We start from the raw sequence: 14,342 nt of genomic DNA, 5'->3' as shown, positions 1-14,342 counted from the left end.
CCACGCTGCGGCCCACACGCGGCGCAGGGTCTCCAGCGTGAGCGCCGCTCGGGCCGTTTTCAGGCCAACGGCGTCCGGGCTGCGCCGTTCGGGGCAGATCCTCCCTCGTGTCGCCGGGCCGCTGCGAGGAGGGCCTGCGCCTCGGCGCCTGGCGGGTTGGCGCCCCGCCTCCAGACGGCCCCCAGCTGTCGGTGGAACTCCACCTTCTCCACCCGGACTCGGACGAGACGGCCGCCGTTCGCATAGTGCGCCGCGGCCCGAGTGCTCACCACAGCGGGCGCCATCTCCGCCGCGGCTGCCTCGAGCACCGCGATGTTGCTCGGGAGCTCAAGCGCCGGTGGTGCGATCTGTTCCTTTTCCACCCCGTGGCCTGCGAGGGCGCTTCTCACCACAGCCCGGCAGCCCGAGCCGTCCTCGCGAGTCGCCAGCCCCGTCCCCGCCAGTGTCCACGCGCTGATCCGGCCGCGGCGCGCCCAAGGATGCCTCGGGTGCACGTACACGCCGAGCTCGTCGTCCGCGAGGAACGCATAGGGAAGTCCCCGCGGCGGTGCGCTCCCCTCGACGAACCCGAGCTGCACCTCCTCGTCCGCGACGAGTCGAGTGACCTCACGCGTGTTGATGGCGATGGAGCGGATCCGCCGTGCGTCGTGCCCTTCGTGGGCGTACTCCATGATCCAGGCGGGCAGGAAGTACTCTCCGATGGTGAGACTCGCCGCGATGCGCAGCTCCTGCTCGGCCGAGAGGAACTGCTCCAGCCCCTGGTCCAACGCCTCCGCCGCTGCGAGGGCAGGCCGGGCGAGCGTGAGGACCGCCGCGCCGTCGCCCGTCAGATGCGAGGAGCGCGAGGCTCGCGTGACGAGCTCCCGGCCGAGCCTCGCCTCGAGGCGTCGCAGGCGGTGCGAGGCGGCCTGCTGACTGACACCGAGCTCTCCCGCCGCCAGAGTGATCGAACCGGTCCGGGCCACTGCCTCGAGCAGCTCAAGGGCGCGGAGGTCTGGAAGCTCCCGGCTGAACATGCCACCACACTAGCCACAATGCTCGGTTGTGTCACGACAACCTGATGTTCGTTGTCGCCCGGACCGTGCCTTCCTAGGCTGAAAGAGCAAGGACATCCGTCCGGGCTTCTCATCCCTAGGAGGAATTGTGGCCAAGATCCTGATCGTTCTGTTCCCCGATCCCGTGGGCGGCTACCCGCCCAACTACGCTCGCACCGGTCTCCCCGAGATCACGGCATACCCCAACGGCGACACCCTCCCCACGCCGAAGGCGCTCGGCTTCACGCCCGGCACCCTGCTCGGCTGCGTCTCCGGCAACCTCGGCCTCAAGGACTGGCTGGAGGCGGAGGGCCACACCGTTGTGGTGACGAGTGACAAGAACGGCCCGGACTCGGTCTTCGAGCGAGAGCTGCCCGACGCTGACATCGTCATCTCCCAGCCCTTCTGGCCCGCCTACCTCACCGCGGATCTCATCGAGAAGGCGAAGAAGCTGAAGCTCGTCGTCACCGCGGGCATCGGGTCCGACCACACTGATCTCAACGCCGCCAACGCCAAGGGCATCACCGTGGCCGAGGTCACCTACTCCAACAGCATCGGCGTGGCAGAGCACACCGTCATGCAGGTGCTCGTCCTCGTCCGCGACTTCGTAGCCCAGCACCGTCTGTCCGTGGCGGGCGCCTGGAACATCGCGGACGCGGTCACCCGCTCCTACGACCTCGAGGGCATGCGCGTAGGAGTCTTCGCGGCAGGCCGCATCGGCCGCGCCGTGATGGAACGCCTCGCCCCGTTCGACGTCAAGCTCAGCTACACGGACCGCTTCCGTCTGCCGGGCGAGTACGAGGAGAAGCTCGGCCTCGAGTACAAGGAGAGCATCCACGAGCTCGTCAAGGACATTGACGTCCTCTGCGTCCACGCCCCGCTGACCGACGAGACCCGCGGTCTCCTCAACGACGAGCTCCTCGGCACCATGAAGCGCGGCGCCTACATCGTCAACCCGGCCCGCGGCGCCATCGCGGACCGCGACGCCATTGTGCGCGCGCTGGACTCCGGTCAGCTCGCGGGTTACGCAGGCGACGTCTGGGAGCCCCAGCCGGCGCCGGCGGACCACCCGTGGCGGTCCATGGTCCACAACGCCATGACGCCGCACACCTCGGGCGCCACGCTCTCCGGCCAGGCGCGCTACGCGGCCGGCACCCGCGAGATCCTGGAGAGCTGGTTCGAGGGAACGGAGATCCGCCCCGAATACGTCATCACCCAGGGCGGCAGGTACAGCGGAACCGGCGCGCACTCCTACGCGGACGAGCCGGAGAACGACGGCAAGAACTCCTAAGCCGCACTGTTCTGGGGGCCGGGTCCGGGCGCAGCGCCTGGGCCCGGCCTTTTCCGCGCCTGAACGACGATCCGGAGAACCCAGGCGATCCGCGGACGGCAGACAAAAGGGCCGCACCCTCTCGGGTGCGGCCCTTCACTCTGTGGAGGTAACGGGATTCGAACCCGTGACCTTCTGCATGCCATGCAGACGCGCTACCAACTGCGCCATACCCCCGTATTCACTTTCCGTTTCCCCGGCCCTCGCCGCGGCAACTCCATTAGCTTACTACACGGATCCGCGGCCTGCAAAATCGAGGAGTCCTGCGTCGAGGTTGTGGTGCTCGAGCCGCCAGGAGATGTCCGCGAAGCCGGCTGTCTCGCCCTCGGACGCCTCGCGGCGCTGCTGCGGGACGTCGCCGACGCCGGCCGCTCCGCGCTCGAAGATCTCGGAGCGGTTGACGCCCGCAAGGTCCTCCTTGAGGACGCTCCAGGCGCAGTTGCCGAGCCCCTGGAACCGCGGCCAGTCGCGCGGATCCAGGTGCATGAGGGCACCGATCAGGGCCGCCGCCGCTCCGCCGTGCATGACCACGAGCGTCGTCGATCCGGGCTCCGCCGTGCGCATGATCTCCTCGAGGCCCTCAGAGGCCCGTCGCGCCACGTCCAGCTTGGACTCGCCCGTCCTGCCCGCACGGAAGCCCGGCTCACCCGCGCGCCAGCGCGCCACGCCGGTGGGGTCCTGGGCCACGACGTCGTCGTTGACCATTCCCTCCCACTCGCCGAGGAACGTCTCCTGGAACCTCGCATCGGTCTCCACTGCGAGACCGGCGCGCTCCCCCACGGCCTGCGCCGTCACGAGGGCCCGTTCGAGCGGAGAGGCCACGATCCGGCTCGGACGGTACGCCGCCACGAACGGCGCGGCCGCCTGAGCCTGGGCGCGGCCCTCGGCGTTGAGCGGGATGTCCGTGCGCCCCTGGAAACGGAACTGGGCGTTCCAGTCGGTCTGGCCGTGCCGCATGAGCACGAGCCGGCGGGCGGCGCGGCGGGGTTCGGTGAGACGGCCCACGGCTGCTCCTAGGCGTCGAGCCCGGCCGTGCTCGGGTCCACGGCGCTGGAGCCGCCACGCGACGAGGAAAGAGCCTCGGAGAGGTCCACAGCCGGGGAGTCCATCCAGAGGCGGTCGAGCGCGTAGTACTCGCGGTCCTCGCCGTGCTGGACGTGGATGACGATGTCCCCGAAGTCGAGGAGGACCCAGCGGCCCTGCGCCCGGCCCTCGCGACGCACCGGCTTCAGGCCGTGCTCCGTGCTGAGAGCCTCCTCCACCGAGTCGACGATCGCGTTGACCTGCCGCTCGGTCTCTCCCGTGGCCACGAAGTACGCGTCGGCGAGGCCCACGGTCTCGTGCACGTCGAACGCGCGGATGTCGGTTGCGAGCTTTTCCTCAGCGGCGCGAGCGGCCGTGAGAACGGCCTCGCGGGTGTTGGCGGGAAGTGCCACAGGGCTCCTTGATGGTCTCGGGTGGTTCAGCGGTTGAGGAAGACGATGATGGCGGCGCCCAGCGAGGCGACGCCGCCGGCGAGCAGGGCGATCTCCACGCCGAAGCGCTTGCCCCGGCCGGTGCGGTCGGAGGGGTCGAGGGGATCCAGTCCATTCGAGTCGCCCGCGCGCACAGGCTCGTGCGGCGGCTTGAGAGCATCCGTGGGCGTCTCCGCGGCGGCGGCCTCCGCCTCGGACGTCTCCCCGGAACGGGTGCGCGCGGCCTCCGCCTCGGAGCGCTCCTGCGCCAGGCCGTCATGCGCGTCCGCACCGGCGGGGGCGGCAGAGGAGTCCGCGTCAGCCGGAGACTGGCCTTCGCCCGACGCCGCGGGCGACGGCGCAGACACGGAGCCAGCAACCGGGGCGCCCTGCGCAGGGCCGGCTCCATCGGCCGGGCGGCTCACCACGGAGATGCTCGTGGTGGGCGGAGCCTTCATGGCCCCGCGCGAGCCGTCCTCGCGCTTCTCGAAGTCCAACGGCGTGACCATGGCCAGATTGCTGGTTCCGCCCGGCGTCTCGGCATGCCGGCGGTCCGCCTCGGCCTGCTGCACGGCGGCGTCCTGCTCCGTGCCTTCCGTCCCGGATCCCGGAGCGGCCAGCGAGGAGAGGCGTCCCGTCTGCGGATTCGGGTCCTTCCACGCGGCGTCGAGCTTCGAGCGGTCCGCGGCCGGCGCCGAGGGCGCCTCGCGCTGCTCCCGGGCTGCGCTCTCCCCGGGCTTCGCTCCCCGCTCGGCCCGGCCCTCCTGCTCTTCACGACGACGGCGCGAGGCCTTGAACCCGCTCCACCCGGCATCGCGCACAGAACTGGCTGCAGACGCCGTCGGCGCAGAAGCCGAAGCCGTGTCCGCGGAGGCGGACCGCATCTCGGACGAAGAGCGGCTCACAGCGCTCGAGCCCCCGGCCGGGGCCGCGTTCTCTGCGGAGACGGCGGGGGCGTCCGTGGCCGTCACAACGGTCTCTGCCTCGGGGCGGGCCGACGCGGAACGAGCGGCCTCCGCACCGGTTCCCCCGGCACCGGCGCTCCGGCGGGCCCCTTTGCGCGCGGCGGGCGCGCCAGCGGCCTGCTCGTCCGGACGGACGGCGGCCCGGCGGGCGCGGCGGGGCCGCTGCGTGCTGGACTCGTCGTTGCTCGACATGCTCGTCATCCCCTAAGAACTCGAGGCTGCGGGGCCGGCAAGCGGCTCCGCCGGTGAATCGGTGTCCTGTGCGTACAGGCGGTGCTTGGCGATGTGCTGCACCACTCCGTCCGGTACGAGGTACCAGACGGGAAGTCCTTCACGGACCCGCTCGCGGCAGTCCGTGGAGCTGATGGCCATGGCGGGGATCTCGAGGAGCTCGACTCCCTCGAGCCCCTGGTCCGAGAGCACGTGCCCCGGCCGGGTCACGCCCACGAACGTGGCGAGGTCCCAGAGCAGCTCCACGTCCTTCCAGGACATGATCTTGGCGAGCGCGTCCGCTCCGGTGATGAAGAAGAGCTCGCTCTCCGGATACTGGGCCGCGAGGTCACGGAGCGTGTCCACGGTGTACGTGGGCCCGTCCCTGTCGATGTCCACGCGGGAGACCTTGAAGCTCGGGTTCGAGGCGGTGGCCACCACGGTCATGAGGTACCGGTGCTCGGGCGAGGTGACGGACTGGTCCGACTTCTGCCACGGACGTCCCGTGGGGACGAAGATGACCTCGTCGAGGTCGAACCGCGCCGCGACCTCGCTGGCAGCCACGAGGTGCCCGTGGTGGATCGGGTCGAACGTGCCGCCCATGATCCCCAGGCGCTTGGGCTGTTCCTGCAGTGCTGTCACGTCAGGCGCGTCCAGCGGACGCCGCTAGTGCTTCGACTGGCGGGAGTGCACCACGCGGTGCGGGTCAACGCGAGCCGGCGTCTCAGGGTGGCGGTTGGCCACGCGGCTGAAGGACATGGTCACGAACATGGCGAGCATAAGCGCGGCGAAGATGATGACGCCGATGACCACGGCGTCACCGTGGATGGCGTGGCCGCCCTCCGAGCCGAGGACGAAGACCGAGTTGAGGACCGAATGCACTGGGCGCTCCTTGGTGTGTTCCTGATCAGTTGGTGTCCATTCTAGTTCCTCGGCGAGGAGAACGGGCCAGCGGCAGGCCCGGACACACGGGCAGAGGCGTGCTGGCGCCGTTCACACGGCCGGGCGGGATCGGGAGGCGGTCAGGCGCGGACGTGTCCGTCCCCGTTGACGAGCCACTTGGAGGTGGTCAGCTCTTCCACCCCCATGGGCCCGCGCGCGTGCAGCCGCGCCGTCGAGATCCCCACCTCCGCGCCGAGTCCGAACTCGCCGCCGTCGGTGAAGCGCGTGGAGGCGTTGACGACCACCGTGGACGAGTCCACGGTCCGCTGGAACCGCTCGGCGTTCGCCACGGAATCCGTCAGGATGGCCTCCGTGTGCCCGGAGGAATAGCGGGCGATGTGCTCCATCGCCTCGTCGAGGGTGTCCACGGTCTTCACGGCCAGGTCCATGTCGAGGTACTCCGTCTCCCAGTCCGCCTCCGCGGCCGGCAGCACCTGAGATGGGTCGCCTCGTCCGCCCAGCAGCGCCCGGGCGCGCTCGTCCGCATGCAGCCGGACTCCCGCCTCCAGGAGCGCCTCGAGCACGGCCGGCGCCGCCTCAGCCCCCTCGAGCAGAAGGAGCGTCTCCACGGCGTTGCACACGCCCGTGCGCTGGGTCTTGGCGTTGAGGAGGACGGAGACGGCCTCGTCCGTCCGGGCGCTGCGGTCGAGGACGATGTGCACGTTCCCGTCCCCCGTGGCGATGACCGGGACGCGCGCGTTCTGCGTCACCGTCTCGATGAGGCCCTTGCCGCCGCGCGGAATGAGGAGGTCGATGTGGCCGCGGGCGCCGAGGAGGGCGTTGACGCCCTCCCGCCCCAGGTCGTCGATCCCGATGACACTGTCCGCCGGGATCCCCGCCTCCTCCACGGCCTCGCGCATCACCTCGATGAGCACGGTGTTGGTCTCCCGGGCCGCCGAGCCCCCGCGCAGGATGGCCGAGTTGCCGGACTTGAGGGCCAGCGCCACGATGTCCACCGTGACGTTCGGCCGTGCCTCGTACACGCACGCGACGACGCCGAGCGGCACGCTCACCTGCCGCAGCCTCAGCCCGTTGGGCAGGGTCTTCCCCTGGCGGACGCGGCCCACGGGGTCTTCGAGCCCGACGACCACGCCGATGGCCTCCGCCAGCGCCTCGATCCGCTCCCGGGTGAGCCTCAGGCGATCGGTGAGGGGCTCCGGCATGCCGGCGGCCGCCTCACGCTCCACGTCCCGGGCATTCGCGGCGAGGATGCGCTCGGCCTCCGCGACCACCGCCCGCGCCACCGACTCCAGCGCGGCGTCCTTGACGCGGCGCGGCGCCTGCGCGAGGGCGGAGGCCGCGGCCCTGGACCTCCGCGCCCGCTCGATCAGCTGCGACTCGGTGTCCGTGGCCATGCTCAGCTCCTTGCGCCGGGGTTCTCGACGACGACGGCGAGGTCGTCCGCGTGCACGATAGGCCGATCATAGCCCTCGCCCAGCTCGGCGAGGATGTCCCGGGTCCGCCGTCCCATCATGCGGGAGATCTCCCGGGACTCGTAGGCCGCGATCCCCCGGGCCACCGTCCCCTCGGGGCCGACGACGTCTACCGGGTCCCCGGTGTCGAACTCCCCGGTGACGCCGGTCACGCCGGCCGCGAGCAGGGACTTGTGGCCCTCGACGAGCGCTCGGGCGGCTCCCGCGTCCACGTGGACGCTGCCGTGGGAGTCCGCGAGGTGCGCGAGCCACATCTTCCTCACCGGCTGCCGGGGGCCGCGCGCGGGGAAGAGCGTTCCGACGTCGTCGCCCGCGAGGGCCTCCCGGATGAGGCCCGCCCTCGTGACGAGGGCGCTCACGCCCGAGTCCGCCGCGATGGAGGCGGCCGAGATCTTGGTGGCCATGCCGCCGGTCCCCAGCCCCGAGCCGCCGGCGCCGGTCTCGACGCCCGCGAGGTCTGCGGCGGACGCGATGACGGGCAGCCGCTCGCCTCCCTGGGCCGGGTGCCGCGAGTACACGGCGTCCACGTCGGAGAGGAGGACGAGCGCATCGGCCTTGATGAGGTGGGCTACGAGGGCGGCAAGGCGGTCGTTGTCCCCGAAGCGGATCTCGTGGGTGGCCACGGCGTCGTTCTCATTGACGATCGGCAGGGCGCCCATCGCGAGCAGGCGCTCGAGCGCCCGGAAGGCGTTGACGTGGTGGGAGCGCCGCACCAGGTCCTCGCTCGTGAGGAGCACCTGCCCCACGCGCAGGCCGTGCTCCTGGAAGCGAGCCGCGTAGGCGTGCATGAGCAGCCCCTGGCCCACCGTCGCGGCGGCCTGCTGGGTGGCGAGGTCCCGCGGGCGCTTCGCGAGGCCGAGCGGCGCCAGGCCCGCGGCGATGGCGCCCGAGGAGACGAACACGATCTCCGTCCCCCGCGCCCGGGCCTCCGCGAGGGCGTCCACGATCCCGTGGAGCGCCGCCCGGCTGATGCCGCCCGTGAGGCTCGTCAGCGAGGACGAGCCGACCTTGACCACGATCCGGCGTGCGGAGGCCACGGGGTGATGGGCGGCGTCGAGCTCGGACACGGCTCAGTCCTCGTCGTCGTCGAGCCCTGCGGGCTCACGGGCTTCGCCGTCCGCGTCCTGGCGCTCGGCCGCCTCGCGGGCGGCGCGGCGCTCGTCCACCGACTCCGTCCAGATGCCGGCCCGGCGCTCCGCCTCGAGCTCGGCGCGCGCCTCGGCCTTGGCCTGCTTGCGCTCCTCGTGCTCCTCGCGCTTCTGGGCGCGCGTGGGCCGGATGATCTCCTCGAGGCGGACGTCCGTGCCGCGCGGGGAGGCGAGCAGCTCCGCGCCGGCCGCCATGGTGGGCTCCCAGTCGAAGACGACGGCGTCCTCGCTCGTGCCGATGACGACGGCGTCCCCGGGCTTGGCGCCCATCTTGAACAGCTCGTCCTCCACGCCGAGGCGGTTGAGGCGGTCCGCGAGGTAGCCGATGGCCTCGTCGTTCTGGAAGTCCGTCTGCATGATCCAGCGCTCGGGCTTCTCGCCGATGACGCGGAAAAGCGGCTCGAGATTGCGCTCCTCCCGCCGGATGGTGAAGTTCTTCTCCCCCTTGGACCGGAAGCCCTTGGGGCGGAGGATCTCCGGGCTGACCTTTTCTGGCTTGGACTCGAGCGCGGCGCGCGCCTGGGAGACGAGCTCGCCCATGGCGAAGCCGAGCTCCCGCAGGCCCTCGTGCGCCACTGCGGAGACCTCGAACACGCGGTAGCCCCGGGACTCCAGGTCTCCCCGGACGAACTCGGCCATGTCCCGGCCGTCCGGCACGTCCACCTTGTTGAGCACCACGAGCTTGGGGCGCTCGTTGAGCGGGACGGCCTCGGACTCGTCGAAGGACATGTCCACGGAGTACTTCTCGAGCTCCGCCTCGATGATCTCGAGGTCCGAGATCGGGTCGCGGTCCGACTCCAGGGACGCGGTGTCCAGGACGTGGACGATCGCCGCGCAGCGCTCCACGTGGCGCAGGAAGTCATGGCCCAGGCCGCGTCCGTCCGCCGCACCCTCGATGAGGCCGGGGACGTCCGCGGTGGTGAACCGGACGTCTCCCGCCTGGACCACGCCGAGGTTCGGGATGAGCGTGGTGAAGGGGTAGTCCGCGATCTTGGGGCGCGCGGCGGACATGGCCGCGATGAGCGAGGACTTGCCCGCGCTCGGGAAGCCGACGAGCGCGATGTCCGCGATGGACTTGAGCTCGAGCACGATGTCCTGGGCCGTGCCCGGCGTGCCGAGCAGGGCGAAGCCGGGGGCCTTGCGCTTGGTCGAGGCCAGGGCCGAGTTGCCGAGGCCTCCGATGCCGCCGCGGGCCGCCGCGTACTCGGCACCGGGCTCGGCGAGGTCCGCGAGGAGCTCGCCGTCCTTGGTCTTCACCACGGTCCCCACGGGGACGGGCAGGGTGTGGGTCTCCCCCAGCTTGCCGTCCCGGTGGTCTCCCATGCCTGGCATGCCGTTGCCGCCGTTGCGGTGCGGAGAGTGGTGGTAGTCCAGAAGCGTGGTGACCTGGGGGTCCGCCTTGAGCAGGACATCTCCGCCGTTGCCGCCGTTGCCGCCGTCCGGGCCTCCGAGCGGCTTGAACTTCTCGCGGCGGATGGACACGCACCCATGGCCGCCCTTGCCTCCTGAGACGTGCAGGACGACCCGGTCTACGAACTCGGCCATGGAATCAGCTTTCCTCTCGTGGGGCTTGTCCCCCAGTCTATGAGCCGCCGGAGTGACCGGTGGCAGAAGATGGAGAAAGGGCCGCGAACCCGAGAGGATTCGCGGCCCTTTCTGCCGTGCTGCGGCAGCGCGTGATGCTACTGCGCAGCGGCGACGATGTTGACGACCCGGCGACCGCGACGCGTGCCGAACTCGACAGCGCCCGCCTCGAGGGCGAACAGCGTGTCATCCTTGCCGCGACCCACGCCGGCGCCCGGGTGGAAGTGCGTGCCGCGCTGGCGGACGATGATCTCGCCGGCGTTGACGGACTGGCCGCCGAAGCGCTTCACGCCGAGGAACTGCGGGTTGGAATCGCGGCCGTTGCGAGTGGAGCTCGCACCCTTCTTATGTGCCATGTCTCTTGCCTACCTTCGGAAACGGATGGGTGAGTGACGGGAGCGCCGACTAGGCGATCGACGTCACCTTGACCTTGGTCAGAGCGGCGCGGAAGCCCTGGCGCTTCTTGTAGCCGGTCTTGTTCTTGTACTTCTGAATGACGATCTTCGGGCCGCGGAGGTTCTCAACCACCTCGGCCGTGACCTTCACCTTGGCGAGCTCATCGGCTGCCGACGTGATCTTGTCCCCGTCCACCAATAGCAGAGCAGGCAACTCGATGGTGCTGCCGGCCTCCGAGGCAACGCGGTCAAGGGTCACGAGGTCTCCGACGGACACCTTTTCCTGCCGGCCACCGGCACGGACAATCGCGTACACCACTTGGTTCTCACTTCTCTAGACGTTCAAATTCTTGATTCGCCCCTGGGCGTCCGGGTGATGCTCGCTCGGGGCGGTGTCCCGACCGCCCACGCGTCCCAGCGGACCCTTCAGGGGATGCCTCTCGGCATGGCCTCAAGCCACACCGACAACCCTGTGACCGACCCCGCGGCGTGCGCTGCGCGCCCGCGAGTCTGCGGTCTCCGTCAGTTGGAGGCTAAAGCACCGAAGATCCAGTCTACTGCACGGAGCATAGCCCTTCCAATTCCTGGATCTTCGGCGCGTCGGCTACTCCTTGCCCTGGCGGGCGATCTCCGAGGCGGAGACGCCCACGCCGAGCATGACCGGAGCGGCCGCGGCAGAGCCTTCCCTCTTCTCCGACGGCGCGGACGCCGACGCCGTGAACGCCGCGCCCGAGGCGGACTGCTCCCGCTCCGCGACGCTCACGCTCGAGGCGCCCTGGGCGCTCGAGGCCACGCGACGGCGGCGACGGGGCGCGGCCGGGGCCGCCGACGACGACGCGTCCTGCGCGGCAGCGGGCCGGTCCGCCTTCCGAGCTGGACGCTCGGCCTTCGGAGCCGACTCGTTCGCACGCGCTCGCTCCGAGCCCGACCGGCTCGATGCGGCCTCGTCCGCCGTCGCCTGGGCCTCGCCCTGCCGAGCCTCGCCCTGCCGAGCCTCGTCCTGCTGGGCGCGGCCCTGGCCACGGCTGCGGCCGCCGCGGCGGCGGGGCTTGCGGCCCTTGCGCTCGCCGTCGTCGTCCGCGTCCCCCTGGCCCGCGTCCTGGCCGGAGTCCGAGGAGCCCTTGCCGGCGAAGACGTCGTCGAGCTCGTCGAGGCTCGCCGTGGAGCGGCGGGAGCGGCCGCGCCCGGAGCCCTTGCCCGTGGGGAGGGCCACCTTCTCGTCGCCGAACTCGAGGGCCTCGCCGCGGGCGTCCTGCTCGGCCGCCTCGGCGCGGTCTGCGGCCTTGACGGCCTCGGCCGCGCTCTCCTCGATCGCGCTCTCTCCGGCGCCCCTCTGAGATCCGTCCTTCGGCGCGAGCGATCCCGGGGCGAGGCGCCGGCCGCCGCCGACGGACGCCGCGTGGATCGAGGCCATCGTGGCGCGGTTGGTCTTCGACTTCTCCTCGGCGGCCTTGTCCTCGCCCGACGTGTCCCGGCGACTGCCGCGCTCCTGCTTGTCCTTGCGGCCGGATCCCGCGTCCTTCGGGGAGTCCTGGGTCTCCTCGGCTGACGGACCGCCCTGGTCGCTCTCCTGCATCCGCTGCTTGCGGTTGCGGCGGCGCTCGGCGCGGGTGGAACGGTGGTGGCCGCCCTCCGACTTGCCGGAGCCGGAGGAGAGCGGACGGCGGTGCATGACCGGCTCCTCGTGGGTGACCACGCCGCGGCCGGCGCACTCCGCGCACTGCTCGCCGAAGACCTCGAGCAGGCCCGTGCCCATGCGCTTGCGCGTCATCTGGACGAGGCCGAGGCTCGTGACCTCGGCGACCTGGTGCTTGGTGCGGTCCCGGCCGAGGCACTCCACGAGGCGGCGGAGCACGAGGTCCCGGTTGGACTCGAGCACCATGTCGATGAAGTCGATGACGATGATGCCTCCGATGTCCCGCAGGCGCAGCTGCCGGACGACCTCCTCGGCGGCCTCGAGGTTGTTCTTGGTCACCGTCTCCTCGAGGTTGCCCCCGGAGCCGGTGAACTTGCCTGTGTTGACGTCGATGACAGTCATCGCCTCGGTCCGGTCGATGACGAGCGAGCCGCCGGACGGCAGGAAGACCTTGCGGTCCAGGGCCTTGTTGATCTGCTCGTCGATCCGGTAGCTCGCGAAGACGTCCTCCTCGCCCTCCCAGCGCTCGAGGCGGTCGACGAGGTGCGGGGCCACGTACGTCACGTAGGCCTCGATCTGGTCCCAGGTGTTCTCCCCCGCGACCACGAGCTTGGTGAAGTCCTCGTTGAAGACGTCCCGGACCACCTTGATGGTGAGGTCCGGCTCCGCGTAGAGCAGCTCCGGCGCAAGCGTCTTGGTCGAGCCGGCCTTCTCCTTGATGCCCTCCCACTGGACGCGGAGGCGGTTGATGTCGTTGGTCAGCTCCTCTTCGCTCGCGCCCTCGGCCGCGGTGCGGACGATCACGCCCGCGTCCGCCGGGAGGTGCTCCTTGAGGATCTTCTTCAGGCGGGCGCGCTCCACGTCCGGGAGCTTCCGGGAGATGCCCGTCATCGAGCCGTCCGGCACGTAGACGAGGTAGCGGCCCGGGAGCGAGATCTGGCTCGTGAGGCGGGCGCCCTTGTGGCCCACCGGGTCCTTGGAGACCTGCACGAGGACCGAGTCCCCGCCCTTGAGGGCGTTCTCGATCCGGCGCGGCTTGCCGTCCAGCTTGACGACATCCCAGTTGACCTCGCCCGCGTAGAGCACCGCGTTGCGCCCGCGGCCGATGTCGATGAACGCCGCCTCCATCGACGGGAGGACGTTCTGCACCTTGCCCAGGTACACGTTGCCGATGAGCGAGTCCTGGGTGGTATTGGAGACGAAGTGCTCCGCGAGCACGCCGTCCTCGAGGACGCCGATCTGGATGCGGTCCTTGCGCTCGCGCACCACCATGGTCCGCTCGACGCTCTCGCGCCGCGCCAGGAACTCCGCCTCGGTGATGACCGTGCGGCGGCGGCCGCCCTCGCGGGACTCGCGACGGCGCTGGCGCTTGGCCTCGAGACGGGTGGATCCCTTGACCGCCGTGACGTTCTCCGGGCCCGTGCCCTCGGCGACTCCCCGCGGGGCGCGGACGCGGGTGACCGTGTTGGGCGGGTCCTCGTCCTCCCCGCCGATCAGCTCGAGGTCCTCTTCCCCGCGACGGCGACGACGACGGCGGCGCGACGAGCCGGACTCGCCCGCATCCGAGCCCGCGTCCGGTCCGTTCGACCCCTCGCCGCCTCCGCGCTTCTTCCGCCCGGAGCGCTCCTTCACCTCAGCGGAGATCTGCTCGACGATGAGCGACTCGACCTCCGAGGGGATGCTGAACGGGTCGAACGGGTCGATCGAGAGCGACGACGACTCGGCGCCCTCCGCGTCACCGGACTCGTCCTCGTCAGCGGGATCGCTCTCCGAGGCCTCGCCGGGTGCCGGCTCCGCCTGCTGGTCCTTGTTCTCCGAGCCCTTGTTCTCCGAGGCCTCGGACTGCTCAGCGTCCGTCTGTCCCTGGTCCGCCTGCGCTTCCGCTGTCTGCTGCTCCGCGGGAACCTCTCCCGCCGCCGGCTCCCCGGACTCTGCGGGCCCGTTCTCCGTGTTCTCTGCCATGCGTCTCTCGCTTCTCTTCTCCTCGGCGCGGGGCCACACCCTCGCGCCGGGCATCCTGGCCGTCCGCGGGCGAAGCCCTGCGGCGGACCGTGAAATCCTTCGTCTCTGCCCCTGGGGGCCGTCGGCTGCGCGCCCTGGCTGCGTCAACCGGCTCACCGGGGCTTTCCTTTGCCCTGCAGCCGCTCTCCGCGCGTGATGCGCGCGGCGGCCGTCCGGTGAGCGCTCCGCGTCTGGCGCTCCGACGGGGCC

At 71.1% G+C, this 14,342-nt stretch carries 13 protein-coding genes and 1 tRNA gene; 1 reads left to right on the top strand and 13 read right to left on the bottom strand.

What is annotated here, in order from left to right:
* Nucleotides 1-59 precede the first annotated feature (59 nt).
* Nucleotides 60-1,016: a LysR family transcriptional regulator gene (locus tag H9I38_RS01225; protein ID WP_226336806.1), complete on the bottom strand. Its 957-nt coding sequence runs from the start codon at nucleotides 1,014-1,016 to the stop codon at nucleotides 60-62.
* Nucleotides 1,017-1,143: 127 nt separating this feature from the next.
* On the opposite strand from H9I38_RS01225, the gene H9I38_RS01220 reads away from it, so the two are divergent.
* Nucleotides 1,144-2,325 carry an NAD-dependent formate dehydrogenase gene (locus tag H9I38_RS01220; RefSeq protein WP_226336805.1) on the top strand — a complete coding sequence of 394 codons (1,182 nt, stop codon included), beginning with the start codon at nucleotides 1,144-1,146 and terminating at the stop codon, nucleotides 2,323-2,325.
* Between the two features lie 143 nt (nucleotides 2,326-2,468).
* On the opposite strand, the gene H9I38_RS01215 is transcribed toward H9I38_RS01220, so the two are convergent.
* The 12 genes from H9I38_RS01215 to H9I38_RS01160 form a co-directional block, all read right to left on the bottom strand.
* A tRNA-Ala gene (locus H9I38_RS01215) sits at nucleotides 2,469-2,541 on the bottom strand.
* 51 nt (nucleotides 2,542-2,592) lie between these two features.
* Nucleotides 2,593-3,369 (bottom strand): histidine phosphatase family protein, encoded by a 777-nt coding sequence (locus tag H9I38_RS01210; protein WP_226336804.1) that lies wholly within the window; start codon nucleotides 3,367-3,369, stop codon nucleotides 2,593-2,595.
* Nucleotides 3,370-3,377: 8 nt separating this feature from the next.
* On the bottom strand, nucleotides 3,378-3,800 hold the full coding sequence (rsfS, locus tag H9I38_RS01205) for a ribosome silencing factor (protein WP_226336803.1): 423 nt from the start codon (nucleotides 3,798-3,800) through the stop codon (nucleotides 3,378-3,380).
* Nucleotides 3,801-3,826: 26 nt separating this feature from the next.
* On the bottom strand, nucleotides 3,827-4,975 hold the full coding sequence (locus H9I38_RS01200) for a hypothetical protein (RefSeq protein WP_226336802.1): 1,149 nt from the start codon (nucleotides 4,973-4,975) through the stop codon (nucleotides 3,827-3,829).
* Nucleotides 4,976-4,987: 12 nt separating this feature from the next.
* Entirely contained in the window at nucleotides 4,988-5,635 is a 648-nt protein-coding gene (gene nadD, locus H9I38_RS01195; protein ID WP_226336801.1) for a nicotinate-nucleotide adenylyltransferase, read from the bottom strand.
* 24 nt (nucleotides 5,636-5,659) lie between these two features.
* Entirely contained in the window at nucleotides 5,660-5,875 is a 216-nt protein-coding gene (locus H9I38_RS01190; RefSeq protein ID WP_226336800.1) for a hypothetical protein, read from the bottom strand.
* A 140-nt stretch (nucleotides 5,876-6,015) separates the two neighbouring features.
* Nucleotides 6,016-7,290, bottom strand: a complete 1,275-nt coding sequence (locus H9I38_RS01185) for a glutamate-5-semialdehyde dehydrogenase (RefSeq protein WP_226336799.1) — start codon at nucleotides 7,288-7,290, stop codon at nucleotides 6,016-6,018.
* A 2-nt stretch (nucleotides 7,291-7,292) separates the two neighbouring features.
* Nucleotides 7,293-8,435, bottom strand: a complete 1,143-nt coding sequence (proB, locus tag H9I38_RS01180; RefSeq protein ID WP_226336798.1) for a glutamate 5-kinase — start codon at nucleotides 8,433-8,435, stop codon at nucleotides 7,293-7,295.
* A gap of 3 nt (nucleotides 8,436-8,438) precedes the next feature.
* On the bottom strand, nucleotides 8,439-10,061 hold the full coding sequence (gene obgE, locus H9I38_RS01175; protein WP_226336797.1) for a GTPase ObgE: 1,623 nt from the start codon (nucleotides 10,059-10,061) through the stop codon (nucleotides 8,439-8,441).
* A 137-nt stretch (nucleotides 10,062-10,198) separates the two neighbouring features.
* Entirely contained in the window at nucleotides 10,199-10,456 is a 258-nt protein-coding gene (gene rpmA, locus H9I38_RS01170; protein WP_226336796.1) for a 50S ribosomal protein L27, read from the bottom strand.
* A gap of 49 nt (nucleotides 10,457-10,505) precedes the next feature.
* Nucleotides 10,506-10,814, bottom strand: coding sequence for a 50S ribosomal protein L21 (gene rplU / locus H9I38_RS01165; protein ID WP_226336795.1), 309 nt, complete (start codon nucleotides 10,812-10,814; stop codon nucleotides 10,506-10,508).
* A gap of 285 nt (nucleotides 10,815-11,099) precedes the next feature.
* Nucleotides 11,100-14,093 carry an Rne/Rng family ribonuclease gene (locus H9I38_RS01160; protein ID WP_226336794.1) on the bottom strand — a complete coding sequence of 998 codons (2,994 nt, stop codon included), beginning with the start codon at nucleotides 14,091-14,093 and terminating at the stop codon, nucleotides 11,100-11,102.
* Nucleotides 14,094-14,342 lie beyond the last annotated feature (249 nt).

It is taken from the genome of Arthrobacter sp. UM1, assembly GCF_020483305.1.
Classification (GTDB): Bacteria; Actinomycetota; Actinomycetes; order Actinomycetales; family Micrococcaceae; genus Falsarthrobacter.
Note: the sequence above shows the minus strand (reverse complement) of the source record. Positions and strands in the feature narration are given on the sequence as shown.